Source organism: Streptomyces sp. ID05-39B, assembly GCF_033794725.1.
GTDB lineage: Bacteria > Actinomycetota > Actinomycetes > Streptomycetales > Streptomycetaceae > Streptomyces > Streptomyces bobili.
In genome coordinates this window covers 1-13,348 of sequence record NZ_JARGEF010000223.1, presented here as the reverse complement: position 1 = coordinate 13,348, position 13,348 = coordinate 1, and the positions used below count along the sequence as shown (strand labels likewise).

At 72.9% G+C, this 13,348-nt stretch carries 11 protein-coding genes; 8 read left to right on the top strand and 3 right to left on the bottom strand.

Annotation, left to right across the window (positions count from 1 at the left end):
• Positions 1-176: 176 nt before the first annotated feature.
• Complete coding sequence (locus P1P75_RS32820; RefSeq protein ID WP_319262447.1) at positions 177-647, bottom strand: universal stress protein; 471 nt, start codon at positions 645-647, stop codon at positions 177-179.
• A gap of 222 nt (positions 648-869) precedes the next feature.
• On the opposite strand from P1P75_RS32820, the gene P1P75_RS32815 reads away from it, so the two are divergent.
• The 3 genes from P1P75_RS32815 to P1P75_RS32805 all read left to right on the top strand — a co-directional run bounded on the left by P1P75_RS32815 (position 870) and on the right by P1P75_RS32805 (position 2,688).
• The gene (locus P1P75_RS32815) at positions 870-1,202 is read left to right on the top strand and encodes a cupin domain-containing protein (RefSeq protein WP_319262445.1); all 333 of its coding nucleotides are present in this window, start codon (positions 870-872) and stop codon (positions 1,200-1,202) included.
• 3 nt (positions 1,203-1,205) lie between these two features.
• The gene (locus P1P75_RS32810; protein WP_319262444.1) at positions 1,206-1,751 is read left to right on the top strand and encodes a DUF488 domain-containing protein; all 546 of its coding nucleotides are present in this window, start codon (positions 1,206-1,208) and stop codon (positions 1,749-1,751) included.
• Between the two features lie 460 nt (positions 1,752-2,211).
• A complete protein-coding gene (locus P1P75_RS32805) occupies positions 2,212-2,688 on the top strand; it encodes an Lrp/AsnC family transcriptional regulator (RefSeq protein ID WP_319262442.1) in 477 nt (158 codons plus the stop codon).
• A 33-nt stretch (positions 2,689-2,721) separates the two neighbouring features.
• Here the strand turns inward: P1P75_RS32805 and P1P75_RS32800 are convergent, their stop codons facing one another.
• Positions 2,722-3,507 (bottom strand): LysR family substrate-binding domain-containing protein, encoded by a 786-nt coding sequence (locus P1P75_RS32800; protein WP_319262440.1) that lies wholly within the window; start codon positions 3,505-3,507, stop codon positions 2,722-2,724.
• A 58-nt stretch (positions 3,508-3,565) separates the two neighbouring features.
• On the opposite strand from P1P75_RS32800, the gene P1P75_RS32795 reads away from it, so the two are divergent.
• Both P1P75_RS32795 and P1P75_RS32790 read left to right on the top strand, forming a co-directional pair.
• The gene (locus P1P75_RS32795; protein WP_319262439.1) at positions 3,566-3,961 is read left to right on the top strand and encodes a DUF5997 family protein; all 396 of its coding nucleotides are present in this window, start codon (positions 3,566-3,568) and stop codon (positions 3,959-3,961) included.
• Between the two features lie 124 nt (positions 3,962-4,085).
• Positions 4,086-4,475, top strand: a complete 390-nt coding sequence (locus P1P75_RS32790) for a cold shock domain-containing protein (protein ID WP_319262437.1) — start codon at positions 4,086-4,088, stop codon at positions 4,473-4,475.
• A 51-nt stretch (positions 4,476-4,526) separates the two neighbouring features.
• On the opposite strand, the gene P1P75_RS32785 is transcribed toward P1P75_RS32790, so the two are convergent.
• Positions 4,527-5,894 carry an alpha/beta hydrolase gene (locus P1P75_RS32785; protein WP_319262435.1) on the bottom strand — a complete coding sequence of 456 codons (1,368 nt, stop codon included), beginning with the start codon at positions 5,892-5,894 and terminating at the stop codon, positions 4,527-4,529.
• Between the two features lie 203 nt (positions 5,895-6,097).
• On the opposite strand from P1P75_RS32785, the gene P1P75_RS32780 reads away from it, so the two are divergent.
• The 3 genes from P1P75_RS32780 to P1P75_RS32770 are packed head-to-tail and all read left to right on the top strand — an operon-like array spanning position 6,098 to position 13,262.
• The gene (locus P1P75_RS32780) at positions 6,098-6,952 is read left to right on the top strand and encodes a DUF4132 domain-containing protein (RefSeq protein WP_319262433.1); all 855 of its coding nucleotides are present in this window, start codon (positions 6,098-6,100) and stop codon (positions 6,950-6,952) included.
• A complete protein-coding gene (locus P1P75_RS32775) occupies positions 6,949-12,057 on the top strand; it encodes a hypothetical protein (RefSeq protein WP_319262431.1) in 5,109 nt (1,702 codons plus the stop codon). Before P1P75_RS32780 ends, P1P75_RS32775 begins: the two co-directional genes overlap by 4 nt.
• A gap of 35 nt (positions 12,058-12,092) precedes the next feature.
• The gene (locus P1P75_RS32770; RefSeq protein WP_319262448.1) at positions 12,093-13,262 is read left to right on the top strand and encodes an AAA family ATPase; all 1,170 of its coding nucleotides are present in this window, start codon (positions 12,093-12,095) and stop codon (positions 13,260-13,262) included.
• Positions 13,263-13,348: the final 86 nt, after the last annotated feature.

Sequence of the window (13,348 nt, the reverse complement as noted above, 5' to 3'; positions counted from 1 at the left end):
GCCGCGTAGTACAGCAGGGCGAAGATCTGGCCGTTGACGAAGTGCGCGCCGTAGCCGATGGCCTTGGCGCGGGTCCGGTCGCTGCTGAAGGCGGTGCCGGGCGCGTCGCACGGCGCCTGGTCCGCGCGTCATGGGACGGGGTCGCCAAGCAGGCCTCGCCCACAGTGGGTGCCGCCTCACTCGGCCGGTGTACCGGCGTCCGTCACCTCGACGGTCCCACGAACGATGACGACCGGGCACGTGGCGTGCATCGCACACTGCTGACTGACGGAGCCCAGCAGCGTTCGACGGAATCCGCCCATGCCCCGGCTGCCCACCACCAGGGCCTTGGCCCCTTCCGCCTCGCTGATCAGCACCTCCACGGGATTGCCCTTGACCAGACGCTTTCGCACCGCGGCGGCGCCCGCCTCGCCGAGAACCTGGTGCACCTGGTTGACGAGGCCCTGCTCAGCGATCGTCTGGTCGAACGTGGGGTCCACCGCGGGCGCGGACCACCCGTACGCCCAGGGCAGCTCCCAGGCTGCCACTGCCACCACATCACCGCCGATCAGCTCGGCATACCGGACCGCCCACCGCAGCGCGGCATGCGACGAAGGCGAGCCGTCGACACCCACCACCACGTTCAAGGCCGAATCCTGTCCGCCCATGAAATTCTCCCCTTCTCATCTCATATACGTCCACACTGTGTGAGATGGGTGTTATCCGCCAGACAACCGCAGCCGACAGGGACACCCCGCCGATCCGGCGAGTGGGTAGGAGTCAATGCCGGTCGGCGCGTCCAGCCGGTCGCGCCGCAACAGCCATGTGCGGGATGTTCGAACGGCACACCATCGGATGGATACCGCCACACGTACCTGGAGGCCGCACACATGCAGAAGATCTCCCTGGACGCACAGGCTCGCGAGCAGCTGGAACGGGCCGCCGCCACCTCCAGCGGGCGCAGCGCCACCACCGTCTACGGCGGCCATGAGCACACGCTGCGCCAGACCGTCCTCGCCCTGACCGCCGGAACGTCGCTGGCCGAGCACGAGAACCCCGGAGAGGCGACCCTGTTCGTGCTGCGCGGCCGCGTGCGGCTCACCAGCGGCGAGACCACCTGGGAGGGGCGCGGCGGCGACCTGATCGTCATCCCCCAAGCCCGCCACACCGTGCAGGCGATCGACGACGCGGCGGTGCTCCTCACCGTCGCCAAACCCGGCTGACAGGTGAACCGGACCGGCCAGAGCCGCGGTCAGCTGCTCACCTTTGGGCACAGCAGCGCCGCCAGAGAAAAGCTGGCCGCCCTCCTCGACGGCGCCGAGGTGCTGGCCGTGGTCGATGTCCGCACCGCTGCGGGAAGCCGCCACAACCCGGACACGAACCGAGGAGCGCTGGAGCGGTGGATGCCGCGTCAGGGGATCGCCTACCGGTGGGAACCCCGACTCGGGGGCTTCCGCAGGACCGCGCCGGCCTCACCCGACACGTTCTGGCAGAACGCCTCCTTCCGCGGATACGCCGGGTACACACGGGACCCGCAGTTCGTGGCTGCGATGGACGAGCTGCTCGCGCAGGCCGCGGCGGTACGCACCACGGTCATGTGCGCGGAGGCGGTCTGGTGGCGCTGTCACCGGCGGATCATCGCCGATTTCGCGGTACTCGCGCGCGGGACCCCGGTACTGCACCTGTCTCATGACGGGCGGCTGACCGAACACCGGCCGACAGTTGGTGCCCGGCTGCGTGACGACGGCCTCCTCGTGTACGACCAGCACTGAAGGGCGACATGTGGCTGCGGCATCCGGTGATCACTTCTGTGCCCGCCGCTGGCCAGGCAGCCCGCACCTGGCCGCGCCCGGTGGGTTCGGTGACGGTGAACAGGGCGAGCGGCACGGCGAGCCCGCCGGTGACGACGCCGGGCCGGGAGTGTCCGGCGCCGCCCGAGACCGCGAACACCCTCTTCATTATTGCTTGCACCCCCATCGGTCACCCATGAAGACCGGCAAGAAAAGGGCGCCGCCGGATCCGCAGCGCCACCGACGGCTCCATGACGGGCCCCTGCCGCCGCTGGCTCAAGTGGGTCCGATTTCCCTGGTCCATTGGCCCAGGCTCCCTGCACCCGGAAGAGTTACGGAAGGGGCAACGGACCCGGGAGGGGCGGTCCGCCCGGAATGCGCCCGGCTGGGCCATTGGTACAGTCGGCCGCGGATCACCGAGGACAGGAGGAGTCCGGGCACCATGGCCGTCGACGCACTCGACACCCGCATCCTGCGACTGCTGCTCGAGCAGCCCCGCACGAGCGTGCGGGAGTACGCGCGCCTCCTCGGCGTGGCGCGCGGCACGCTCCAGGCCCGTCTCGACCGGCTGGAGCGCGAGGGTGTGATCACCGGCACCGGCCCGTCGCTCTCCCCCGCCGCGCTGGGCCACCCCGTGCTCGCCTTCGTGCACATCGAGGTCACTCAGGGCCACCTCGACGACGTGGGCGACGCGCTGGCTGCCGCACCGGAGATCGTCGAGGTGTTCTCGATCACCGGCGGCGGCGACCTCCTCACCCGGGTCGTGGCGCGTGACAACGCCCACCTGGAGGACGTGATCCAGAAGCTGATCAGCCTTCCCGGTGTCGTCCGTACCCGCACCGAGGTCGCGCTGCGCGAGCGGGTGTCCTATCGCCTGCTGCCACTCGTCGAGTCGATCGGCCGCACGGCGGGCGGCTGACGGCGGCCACTCTCCGATGAACCCGGGGTGTCGCTACGACCGGCGGCGGGGCTTGCCGGGCTTGCCGCCGGTGCCGTGCCTGCCGCCGCCCTTGGCGCCGCCGCTGCGGCCGCCCCGCGCGGCCCCGCCCGAGCCGGCCTTGCGCGGGGCGGCACCGCCGGTCCTCGGCTTGGCGCGCTCGGCCTTCGGCTCGGCGGGCGGCTGCCGGCCGCGGCCGCGGGTGCTGTTGACCGTGCGGCCTCGGACGATGCCGATGAAGTCCTCGACCAGGTCGGTCGTGGCGTCCTGCGGCCAGGACAGGGCGATGCTGGACTGCGGGGCGTCCACCAGGGTCCGGTAGGTCAGGTCGCGGCGGTGGTGCAGCCGGGCCAGCGACTGGGGCACGACCAGGACGCCGATGTTCGCCGCGACCAGCTCGATCGCGTCGGCCGTGGTCTGCGGGCGCTCGAAGGCGGGCTCCCCCGGGAGCTTCTCCCAGCCGAGGACGTCGTCCAGCGGGTGGATGACCACCTCGTCGGCGAGGTCGTCGAGGGTCACCTCCTCCGCCGCCGTGATCACGTGGTCCTTGGGCACGACGACGACCGTCGTCTCGGTGTAGAGGGGGATCGCGCTGAACGCCGTGCGGTCCACCGGGAGCCGTACGAAGGCCGCGTCGGCGGTGCCCTCGCGCAGCGCCTCGGCGGCCTCGGCGGGCGTCAACTGCAGGAGCGTGAGGGGTGTGTCGGGCAGGCGCTCATGCCAGGTCCGCGCCCACTTGGCGGGGGTCACTCCGGGGACGTACGCGAGCCGGAACGAAGGGGAATCCGCCGAGTCGGTCATCCCGCCAGGCTACCGGCTGTGGTCGGCGGCCCGGTCCGCGGCCGATAGTCTGGATGGCATGAAGTCGCACGAGAGCACCCAGACGATGAAGCCCGCGACCGCGGCGAAGAAGCTGGGTGTGTACCTCCCCGCCACCCCCGCCGAGTTCCAGGAGGGTGTCGTCACGCGCGCCGAGCTGAACGAGCTCCAGGCGAACCCGCCGCAATGGCTGCGCGCCCTGCGGGAGAACGGCCCGCACCCCCGTCCCGTGGTCGCGGCGAAGCTCGGCGTGTCCATCGCCGGACTGGCGCGCGGCGGCGTCACGGAGGCGCTGACCAGCGAGCAGATCCAGGAGATCAAGGACGCCGGGCCCGCGTGGCTGGAGAAGGAGCGCGCCACCCAGGCCGAGGTCCGCAAGGAGGCGGCGCGCCTGAAGCAGCGCGACGCCGAGAAGACCGGCGGCGCCGAGTCCTGACCCGCCTCCCCCACGGTGCCGAACCGTGCCCCGCGCGCCCGTGACGGTCGCTCCGGGCCTTCGCGGTGACTACGATCTGCTCAGGTCCACCGACGTGGGTGTTTCGAGGTTGTTGGGGGTTGGGATGGTTGCTGGTCGTGTGGTGCGCTTCGACAGCCAGCGGGGTTACGGGTTCATCGCGCCCGACGACGGCGGGGAGGATGTCTTCCTGCACGTCAACGACATGCTGATGCCCGAGTCGCAGGTGCGCCGGGGCCTCGTGGTCGAGTTCGAGGTCGAGGACGGCGAGCGCGGTCCGAAGGCGTCCGGCGTACGGCTCGCGCGCGGGGAGGACGGCAAGCCGCTCGCGGCCGACGACGACGTCCTGTGCGACGTGCTCAGCACGGAGGAGTTCACCCGTGACGTCACCGAGTCGCTGCTGACGGCGGCGCCCTCGCTGACCGCCGAACAGATCCTCCAGGTGCGTTCCGCACTGGCCCAGTTCGCGAAGAACCACGGCTGGGTCGAGGGCTGACGTCACCGGCCGGGTCCCCGGCCGGTACGCCTCGGACACCTGCCGCCGCGGTCAGCGGTCGCGGCCCACCGTCAGCGGTGCCGGACGGTAGGGGATGTACGCCGCGCCGTCGAGGCCGAGGCCGGTCGCCGCGTGCTGGAGTGCGGCCGGGGTCGCGACCTGGTCCCAGCGGCCGGTGTCCACCCGGTGTTCGAGCGCGTGCAGCGCGGCGACGGTCTCCGCGGTGGTGAAGGTGCAGTGCCCGACGCGTTCGACGTAAGCCTGCCGCAGCAGCGCCCCGTCCCCGGCCGCGCGGATCCGCTCGCCGAAGCGGCGCTCCTGCTCGACCGGCACCAGGTTGTCGGCGACGGTGTGCACGTTCAGCAGCGGTACGGCGAGTCCCTGGCCGGCGGACGAGGTGCGCTCGGCCGTGCGGACCGCCTCCGGGTCCGCGGTGATCGAGGCGCCCGCGGTGAGCTTGGCGAGATCGGTGCGCAGGTCCAGGCCCGCCGACCGGTACAGAGCGCGCACTTGCGGGGCGTGCGTGGAGCCGGCGAGGAGACGGGCGTAGTCGACGCCGCGATTCCAGGAGTTGTTGCCGCCGACGGACCGCTCGATGTGATGGCGGCCGGTTTCGATGAAGCTGAGAATGCCCTGCGCGAACCAGGCGTACTGCTGCTCCTGCTGCTCCGCCCAGTCCGTCGGTGCGGGCGCGGTCTCGCCCGGCGCCCAGGCGGGCAGGTTGAGGAAGGCAGCGGCCAGGGCGATACGGGCGCGCCCCTGTGCGGTGGCCTGCGCGGCGGTGACGGCGGCGGTGAGCGTGTCGGCGGTGGCCGCGGCCTCGGCCATCGTGTCCAGGCCGACCAGCTCCGGGGGTTCCTGGCCCTCGGGCAGCAGGAGCCGGGCGATGGTGTACTCCGCGTCCAGTTGGTAGTTCTCCAGGTCGGTGCCGCCCGCGACAAGTCCGCACAGGCCGAGCGCGCCGTCGATACGGCCGGCGCCGTCGCGGGCGAGCTGCGCGTTGACGAGGCCGCCCATGGACTGGCCGACGCCCAAGGTGCGGCGCGGTGTGCCGATCTTCGCGGTGACAGCGTCGATCGTCGCGAACTGGTCGCGGGCGGCGCTCTCCAGCGCCCACCACGGGCCGTTGGGGTCGTAGGAGGAACCGGCCAACGCATAGCCCTGCGCGAGGAGTTCGAGGCGGACGGCCTCGGAGGGGGCGTTGCGTGCGTCGGTCGGGCCGAAGCCGTGGCTGAAGACGAGCAGGGTGCCGTTCCAGTCGTCGGGGACGTCGGCGATCCAGGTGGCGCCGTCGGCGAGGGTGCCGGTGAGCCGGGCGGCGGCCCGCGTGTCCGCCTGCGCGGCGGGGACCGCGAGGGTGAGGGACAGGGTCAGGGCCAGGGCGGCGAGGGCGGTGCGGGGTCGGGTGCGGGTGCGCATGAGGACGGCTCCTGTCGGTGGGGGTGGAGCGTGAACGTGCGGATACTCAGTGCACTGACGGCGGCGAATCTAGGGCTGTTTTCTTACTGGCGTCAAGATAGTGCACAACCTCAAGGTCCACATCACCTCCCGTCAGGACCCGTTGTCAGTGGCCTGATCTAGAGTTCCGGTCACTTGATCAGTGCGGGTGCGGGAGGCAACACATGGGGTGGGTGTCGGCCGGCGACTACGAAGTTGCCCTAGACGACGGCAAGGTGGTGTGCCGCAACGCGGCAGGGCGGCGGTTGAAGTCCGTACCGCCCAAGATCGCCGACGATCCGGCCGTGGTGGGCCTGCGTCAGCTGGTCGAATGGCTGGAGCGACACGAACACCGGTGCCTGACCGACGTGGAGCGCTGGATGGTGCGCTCCCTGCCGGTGCCGTTCGCCGTCCTCGCGCGGGTCTGGCCCGACCCGGCGTGGCAGGCCGCCCTGCGCGACCTCGTCGTCACCGGGGAGGACGGCGAAGTGGCCGGATTCCTGCGGGACGCCGACCCCGAGCGCGGCCTCGGCCTGGTCGACCTCGACGGTGACACCGTCCGCATCACCCCCGGCCTGGTCCGCCTCCCGCACCCGGTGCTCCTGGAAGACCTGGAGGACCTGCGGGAGTTCGCCGTCGAACTCGGCGTCGAGCAGCGCGCCCAGCAACTGTTCCGCGAGGTCTGGCGGCGGCCCTCCGCTCTCGACACCGAGGGCACCTCCGTCGAGGAGTACGCGGGCGGCGCCTTCAAGGAGCTGCGCTTCCTGCACGGCAGGGCCGCCCAGCTCGGCTACCGCGTGCGCGGCGGGAACGCCGTCTGCTCCGTCCTGGAGGACGGCCGGGGCGTCGAGGCCCGGGTGTGGATCGGCGACTACGACGGCTACGAGGAGACCGAGACCGGTCCCCTGACCTTCACCGACCCGGCCGGCCGGGCCCTGAAGCTCGGTCAGGTCGGGCCGGTGGCCTGGTCGGAGGGCATGCGCATGGCGGCCTCGCTGTACGCCGGGCGGGACATCGAGGACGAGGAGCAGGCGGCATGACGACGTACGACGAGACCACTTCCGCGGCACTGCTCGAAGCCGGCGCGGTCCTGCCGCCGGGCACCACCGTCCGCGAGGACGCCGACATCCTCACCGTGCGCACGTACACGCATCCCGCGCTGGACGAGCGGAAGATCGTGCGGCTGGTGCCGGGCACGCTCGGCGAGGCGGAGGACCTGGCCCTGGACTTCCTCGGCCTGGTCCGGGACCCGGAGACTCCGGAGGTCGGACAGGTCCGCCGGGAGACGCTCGGCTTCCCCGCCTGGGCGCTGGTCAACGACCCGGCGAACGGCCACCACGCGCTGGCCCTCGTCAAGGACGTGGAGCGGCTCTCGCGGCAAGCCAAGTCCCGCCCCGGCACCGCAAAGGAGGGCTTCGAGGCGCTCGGCGAACGGCTCGGCCGGTCCGTGCCGCACTTCCTGCCCACCTTCTACGAGCAGGCCGCCCGCGTCTTCCTCCAGCACGAGAACACCACGTACGCCGCCGCGTTCTTCGGCAAGTCCCGCGAGGCCGAGCGGGTGCACGCGCTGGCCGTGGACGAGGAGCGGCAGCGGGCCGTGTTCCTGGAGTTCGCGTTCGCCGGGGCGCTGACGGTGAAGGCGCTCAAGGAGCACGTCAAGGCGCTCGCGGCGCGCCTGAGCCCGGCCGAGGCCTGGTCGCAGTTCCGGCAGCTGACGGTGGAGCGGTGCGCGGCCGGCATGCCGCCGTACGCCTCGCTGCCGCAGGACGCGCGCGGGCTGATCAAGGCCGCCGGCCTGGACCGGGCCGCCGAGGAGTGCGCGCTGGTCGCCGACCTCATCGCCTCACCGGCGGCGGTCCGGGCGCCCGCGTCCTTCTGGAACACCTACCGGGCGACGCTGGTGCTGCTGGCCGAGCAGCAGCCCGCCGTCCGGGCCCGGCTGCTGGAGATCATGCCGTCCGGCCTGGGCCGCTCCACGCAGGACGACGAGTTCTGGCTGGCGCTCCTCACCGAGTGCGGCGCGGATCTGCTCCTCACCGGAGAGTCCGACTCCGAGGTCGACGCGGCGGACTGGCTCAGCCGCTGGTCCCTGCACCGCAAGCACGGTTCCTCGGTGAGCGGCCGTTCGCCGGCCACGATGGCGCTCGTCGAGCGGATGGCCTCGCGGCTGCGCGACCACGGCCGGCCCGTGGACCTCTTCACCGGCCGCTGGCACGCCGGAGCCGACCTGGACCTCCTCGACCTGTGCCTGGCGCAGCGCGTGCCGCTGACCCCGCCCGGCGCCGGCCAGAACGTCTTCCTCCCCCTGAGCCAGTGGCTGAAGGACACCGCGCCGGGGCGGCGCGAGCTGACGGCCGTCGCGGCCGACCCGCGCCACCGCCGGCTGCTCTACGTGTCCGTCGGCACCCTCGGCGGCCACCGGCCCGACGCGCCGCTGCTGGAGGGGCTGGCAGGTCATCCCGTCCTCGCCGACGTGCTCCGCGAGTGGCTGGACGACGCGGCCGAGGAGCTGACCGCCGCGGCCGGTCTGCCCTCCGCGCACGCGGCGCTGGACAAGCTGCGCCCGTTCCGCACCATCGCCGACCGGATCAGCCCCGCCGCCGTCGCCAAGGTCGCCGCGCACGAGGTCGCGCCGCTGCTCGGCCGCACCCTGCGCGCCGGCATCCCGGACGAACTGGGCTGGCCCGCCCTGGAGGAGGCGCTCGGCCGGCTCGACGCCGAGACCAAGCGCGACCGCGACGACAACCTGCGCGTCGAGGAGGCCTGGCCCGCGCTGATCCTCGCCCGCAAGCACAAGGTGATCGTCGTCGGCCCTGAGGGCATCCTCCTCGAACACGATCTGCGGCTGCCCGAAGGACTGGACCGCTGGCAGCGTCCGTCGTTCCGGTTCACCGACGGCGAACTGCTGGTGACATGGCGAGAGGGCGCCAAGCAGCTCGGCTACTGGTCGGCCCGCCCGGCCGACACCTTCTCCCTCGGCGGCGAACAGATCGCCCACTGGTACGGCGCCAACGACGTCGGTGAACCGTCGATCCCGCTGCCCGCAGGCGGCCGGGCCACCGGCGGGCGCACGCTGCACACCGGCGACACCGTCCTGCCGCCGAGTCGGCGCATCCTCGGCGACGGCACCTCGTACTGGCGTGAGGGGCGGCAGGGACGCAAGCACGTGTGGCTGGAGTACGACCCCGCCACCGGCACGCACGGACGCGCCTCGCTGCCCGCCTTCCTGCAGACGGGCGTCCGCGACGACGCCACCCTGCTGCAGCAGCACTGTGCGGTGCTGCCGCTCCAGCCCGGTCTGGAGCAGAGCCCGTTCGGCACCGATGGCACGGTCCTCGGGCGCTGGGTGCGCGAGGAGGGCGAGGGCGCCGAGGCCCGCACCACCGTCGGCACGCCGGACGGACGCACGGTCTCCCTGCCGAAGGGCCGCGACGGCGTCGCGCGAGGCGTGCCCATCGGCGCGCTGCGGCTCCCCGGAGGGGCCGAACCCGTCGTCGTCAGCCTGCACCGGGGGATCGCCTTCTACACGGCCCAGGGCGCCGCCGAGCCCGGGGAGTCGGGGCGCGTCACCCCGCTGGAGCGGGGCGGCCAGTTCGCCGCCGGCACGCGGCTCGTCCCGCCGGTCGACTTCTGGCACGCGATGCGGCCACGGGACGAGGCGGCGTCCGCAGTCCTGCGGGCACTGACCGACGAGCAGGCTGCCACGGTGCTGCGCACCGGGGCGCAGACGCTCGCCGAGCATGCCGTGCGGTGGGCCGCGGCCAAGGCGGCCGAGGCTGCTACGGCTACTACGGCTACTACGGCTACTACGGCTACTACGGCTACTACGGCTACTACGGCAGGGAATCCCGCTGGAGCGGCAGCCCCCGCCCCCGGCGCCCCTGCCCTCCCCAGCTCCGACGAGGTACTGCGGGAGACGGTGGCCCGTTGCCTGCCCGGTCTCACCGAGCCGCACCTGCTCACCGGCGTGTCCGCGCTCGTGCGGGCGGTGCTGCGGCTCGCGGAGTCGACCGCCGCGTTCGTGACCCCGCCGGTGGAGCTGAAGCCTCTGGAACGGCAGCGCGTCGCGGGCATGTTCCTCGACTACAGTCCCCGGCACGCCGACGACAAGACGCTGCGGGAGGCCACCGCGGGCCTCACCCTGCAGCAGGGCTGGTGGGGCGGCGGAGAGGTCTGGAACTCCGTCCGGCAGATCCGCGCCGTGAACCACGTGCTGTCCGGCAAGCCCGCCGACGGCAGGCCGCTGCCCGAACGCTCCCGCACGGCAGGGGCCGCCGAGGGCTGGCGCAGCGACGAGTTCACCATTCCGGCCATCGGGGTGCTGTGGCCCTCTGTGCTCGACGTGCTGCGGCCACTCGCCTACCGCGCCGCCTCCCCGGTCGTGTCCGACGCGCACCGGGAAGCCCTCCTGGTGCTGTTCGAGGTGATCGCGGACGGGCGGCTGGCCGCGGCCGACGGCGCCGCGCTGCGGGAGATCGTGCTGAGCGAGCCGCAGGACAAGCACGAGCGCCTCGGCCAGGTTCTGCGCCGTGACGGCCGTACCGTCGTGGTGCTCGGCTGCCAGCAGGTGGACCGGGCGACCGGGCGCGTGCACTGGCTGGCCCTGGACCACGACCCCTCCGGCGCGTTCGGCGCGATCGCCCACTTCGTGCTGGAGCGGGAGACCGCGCACCCGGCGGTGTTCCCCGCGACCGCGCTGACCGCCGTCACCAAGCTGATCCGGGACAAGGGCGCCGCCCCCTGGCAGCCGGACGCGCCGGACGCGCTCACCGCCGCGACCGGGGGCGCGCTCGGTCCCGTGCAGTCAGCGCTGCTGCTGGCCGGCAAGCCGGACGAGGTGGCCACGCAGGCGCTCGCCACGATCGGGCTCAAGCCCCGCCAGAAGACCTTCGGCGACAGCATGCTGACCTCCTTCCGGCTCGGCGACGGGCCCGCCCTCGTCGGCGCCCTGCTGCCCGACAACCCGGGTGACCTGTGGACCGCCGGCCCGGACACGGCAGCCGCTGGACGCGTGTGGGAGGAGCGGTTCGGCGGGTTCGTCCGGCTCTCCGAGGACATCGCTGCCGATCTCGAACTCGCCGGGGTGTCCATCGGCTCGGTCGAGGACGTGCTCAACCCGGCCCGCACGCCCTGGATCAGCCGCACCACCGTCCAGCGGACCGGCAAGAACGGCGACCTCGTCCCCGACGACGGGCGGGCGCTGCCCAGCCGCTACCAGCTGACGAACGCCGTGGCCTCCCTGGCCGGCCTCGCCTACACCCTGCCGTACGGCCATCCGCTGCGCGCCGCCCTGCCCGAGGGGCTCGCCGCGGTGCGCCGCCGGCTCACCGACCCGGGACTGCTGCTCGATCTCGACGTCACCTGGGCGGAGAAGGGCACGACCGCGCCCGGACTGCGCAAGGCGTACGGCATGCCCGCCACCGGCGGCACCGACGCGGACGGTATGACGCGCCTGGGTGACGCTCTGGTGCTGCGCCCCTGGCACCAGGACCAGGAGGCGGTGCTGGTCCGCCCGGCCGGGCTGACCGGACCCGACGACACCGTGTTCGGGCTCGTCGAGGGGCTCGCGGGACCCGGACGCGGCAGCGGGCTGCGGGCGCTGCGGACCCTCCTCGGCGACGACCTCGCCCGTGCCCTCGCCGCCGGCATCGGCCCCCAGGAGTCCGACCGGCCCGACGAGTCCGGCGGGCACGCCCAGGACCCGGCGGTCACCGTGCCGGAGCTGGTGGCGGAGGTCGCCGGGGCACACGGTCTGAGCCAGGACGCGGCGGCGCTCTACCTCCAGTTGCTCGCCCTGCCCGACCCGACGGACCGCAACTGCGCCCGCTGGACCGGCTGGAAGCCCGCCCGAATGAAGAAGGCCCGTGCCGAACTCACGGCCACGGACCTGGTCGTGGAGGCCAAGCGGCCGCGCGCCGGGCGCACCCTCTTCCTGCCGTGCGGCTGGCTCGATCTCAAGGCACCCGCGCTGCCGGTCGAGGTGTGGAAGGAGCAGCTCTACCCGGTGCCCGGGCACGCCCGTGCGGTGCCTCTGGTGCCCGTGCCCGAGCTGTTCACGCGCGCCTGGGACCGTGTCCGCGCCGGTGACGCCCCGGCGTACGAGGAACTCACCACCCGCGCCACCCGCAAGGGCCGCCGCCGATGACCACCGTCCCCCCGCACCTGGAAGAACACGCGCCGATGACGACCACTCTGTCCCCCGCCCCGGCCCGCCAGATCGTCCCGCGAGAGGATCTGCACGCCACCGAGCTGGCCTTCCTCGCCGCGTACGACGACGGGCCGCGTCCGCCTGCCTGGCGGCTGACCCCGCGCGCGGTCGTCACGTTCGTCATGGGCAGCGACGGGCGGGCCCTGAAGCTGCCCGACGGTGCCGAGGCGGCCGACGGGGTGCCGCGTCGGCTCGTGATCGAGGGCAAGTTCGTGGGCGACCGGGCCCTGGTCGAGCGGTGCGTGGTGACCCTCGCGGGCGAGCGCGGTCTGCTGCTCGTCGGCGAGCCGGGTACCGCCAAGTCGATGCTGTCGGAGCTGCTGTCGGCCGCCGTGTGCGGCACCAGCGGCCTGGTCGTACAGGGCACGGCCGGCACCACGGAGGACCAGCTCAAGTACGGCTGGAACTACGCCCTGTTGCTGGCGCAGGGGCCGAGCCGGCAGGCACTGGTGCCCTCGCCGGTGCTGACCGCCATGCGCCTTGGCGGTATCGCGCGGGTCGAGGAGGTCACCCGCTGTCTGCCCGAGGTGCAGGACTCCCTGGTGTCGTTGCTCTCCGAGCGTCGTATCGCCGTACCCGAACTTGCGGGCTCACAGGACGCGTTGGCGCACTCGGCACCCGGTTTCAACCTCATCGCCACGGCCAACCTGCGGGACAAGGGCGTCTCCGAGATGTCCGCGGCCCTCAAGCGCCGCTTCAACTTCGAGACGGTCGGCCCCATCCCCGACCTCGACGCCGAGACGGCGCTCGTACGCAGCCAGGCGCGGGCGTCCGTGGAGCGGGCCGGGGCTCCGTTCCACGTCGACGACGCGGTGCTGGAGGCCCTGGTGACGGCCTTCCGGGATCTGCGCGAGGGCCGGTCGGCGGAGGGCTGGGAGGTGGAGCGGCCCTCCACGGTGATGAGCACCGCCGAGGCCGTGTCCGTGGCGGGGGCCCTGGCTCTCGCGGCGGCCTACTTCCCGGGCGACCGTGACGTGCTCGGACTGCTGCCGGGCCACCTCCTGGGCGTGGTCCGCAAGGACGACCCCGCCGACGCGGCCCGGTTGCGCGGCTACTGGGACGGTCCCGTCCGCCGCCGCGCGGAACAGGGCTCCGCCACCTGGCGCACCCTGTGGGACCTGCGCACGGTCCTGGAGGGCTGACGGCCGTGTCCCTCTCCCCCCGCCTGTCTCTTATAAAAAACTCCAAGCCCACAAAAAAAAGAGAAAATAAAAAAAAAGACAATGAT

Bases quoted from the DNA above. Each gene is read 5' to 3' on its own strand.
- P1P75_RS32815 (WP_319262445.1), top strand. From the start codon at position 870: ATGCAGAAGATCTCCCTGGACGCACAGGCTCGCGAGCAGCTGGAACGG.
- P1P75_RS32785 (WP_319262435.1), bottom strand. From the start codon at position 5,894: ATGCGCACCCGCACCCGACCCCGCACCGCCCTCGCCGCCCTGGCCCTG.
- P1P75_RS32800 (WP_319262440.1), bottom strand. From the start codon at position 3,507: ATGACCGACTCGGCGGATTCCCCTTCGTTCCGGCTCGCGTACGTCCCC.
- P1P75_RS32795 (WP_319262439.1), top strand. From the start codon at position 3,566: ATGAAGTCGCACGAGAGCACCCAGACGATGAAGCCCGCGACCGCGGCG.
- P1P75_RS32780 (WP_319262433.1), top strand. From the start codon at position 6,098: ATGGGGTGGGTGTCGGCCGGCGACTACGAAGTTGCCCTAGACGACGGC.
- P1P75_RS32820 (WP_319262447.1), bottom strand. From the start codon at position 647: ATGGGCGGACAGGATTCGGCCTTGAACGTGGTGGTGGGTGTCGACGGC.
- P1P75_RS32805 (WP_319262442.1), top strand. From the start codon at position 2,212: ATGGCCGTCGACGCACTCGACACCCGCATCCTGCGACTGCTGCTCGAG.
- P1P75_RS32790 (WP_319262437.1), top strand. From the start codon at position 4,086: ATGGTTGCTGGTCGTGTGGTGCGCTTCGACAGCCAGCGGGGTTACGGG.
- P1P75_RS32775 (WP_319262431.1), top strand. From the start codon at position 6,949: ATGACGACGTACGACGAGACCACTTCCGCGGCACTGCTCGAAGCCGGC.
- P1P75_RS32770 (WP_319262448.1), top strand. From the start codon at position 12,093: ATGACGACCACTCTGTCCCCCGCCCCGGCCCGCCAGATCGTCCCGCGA.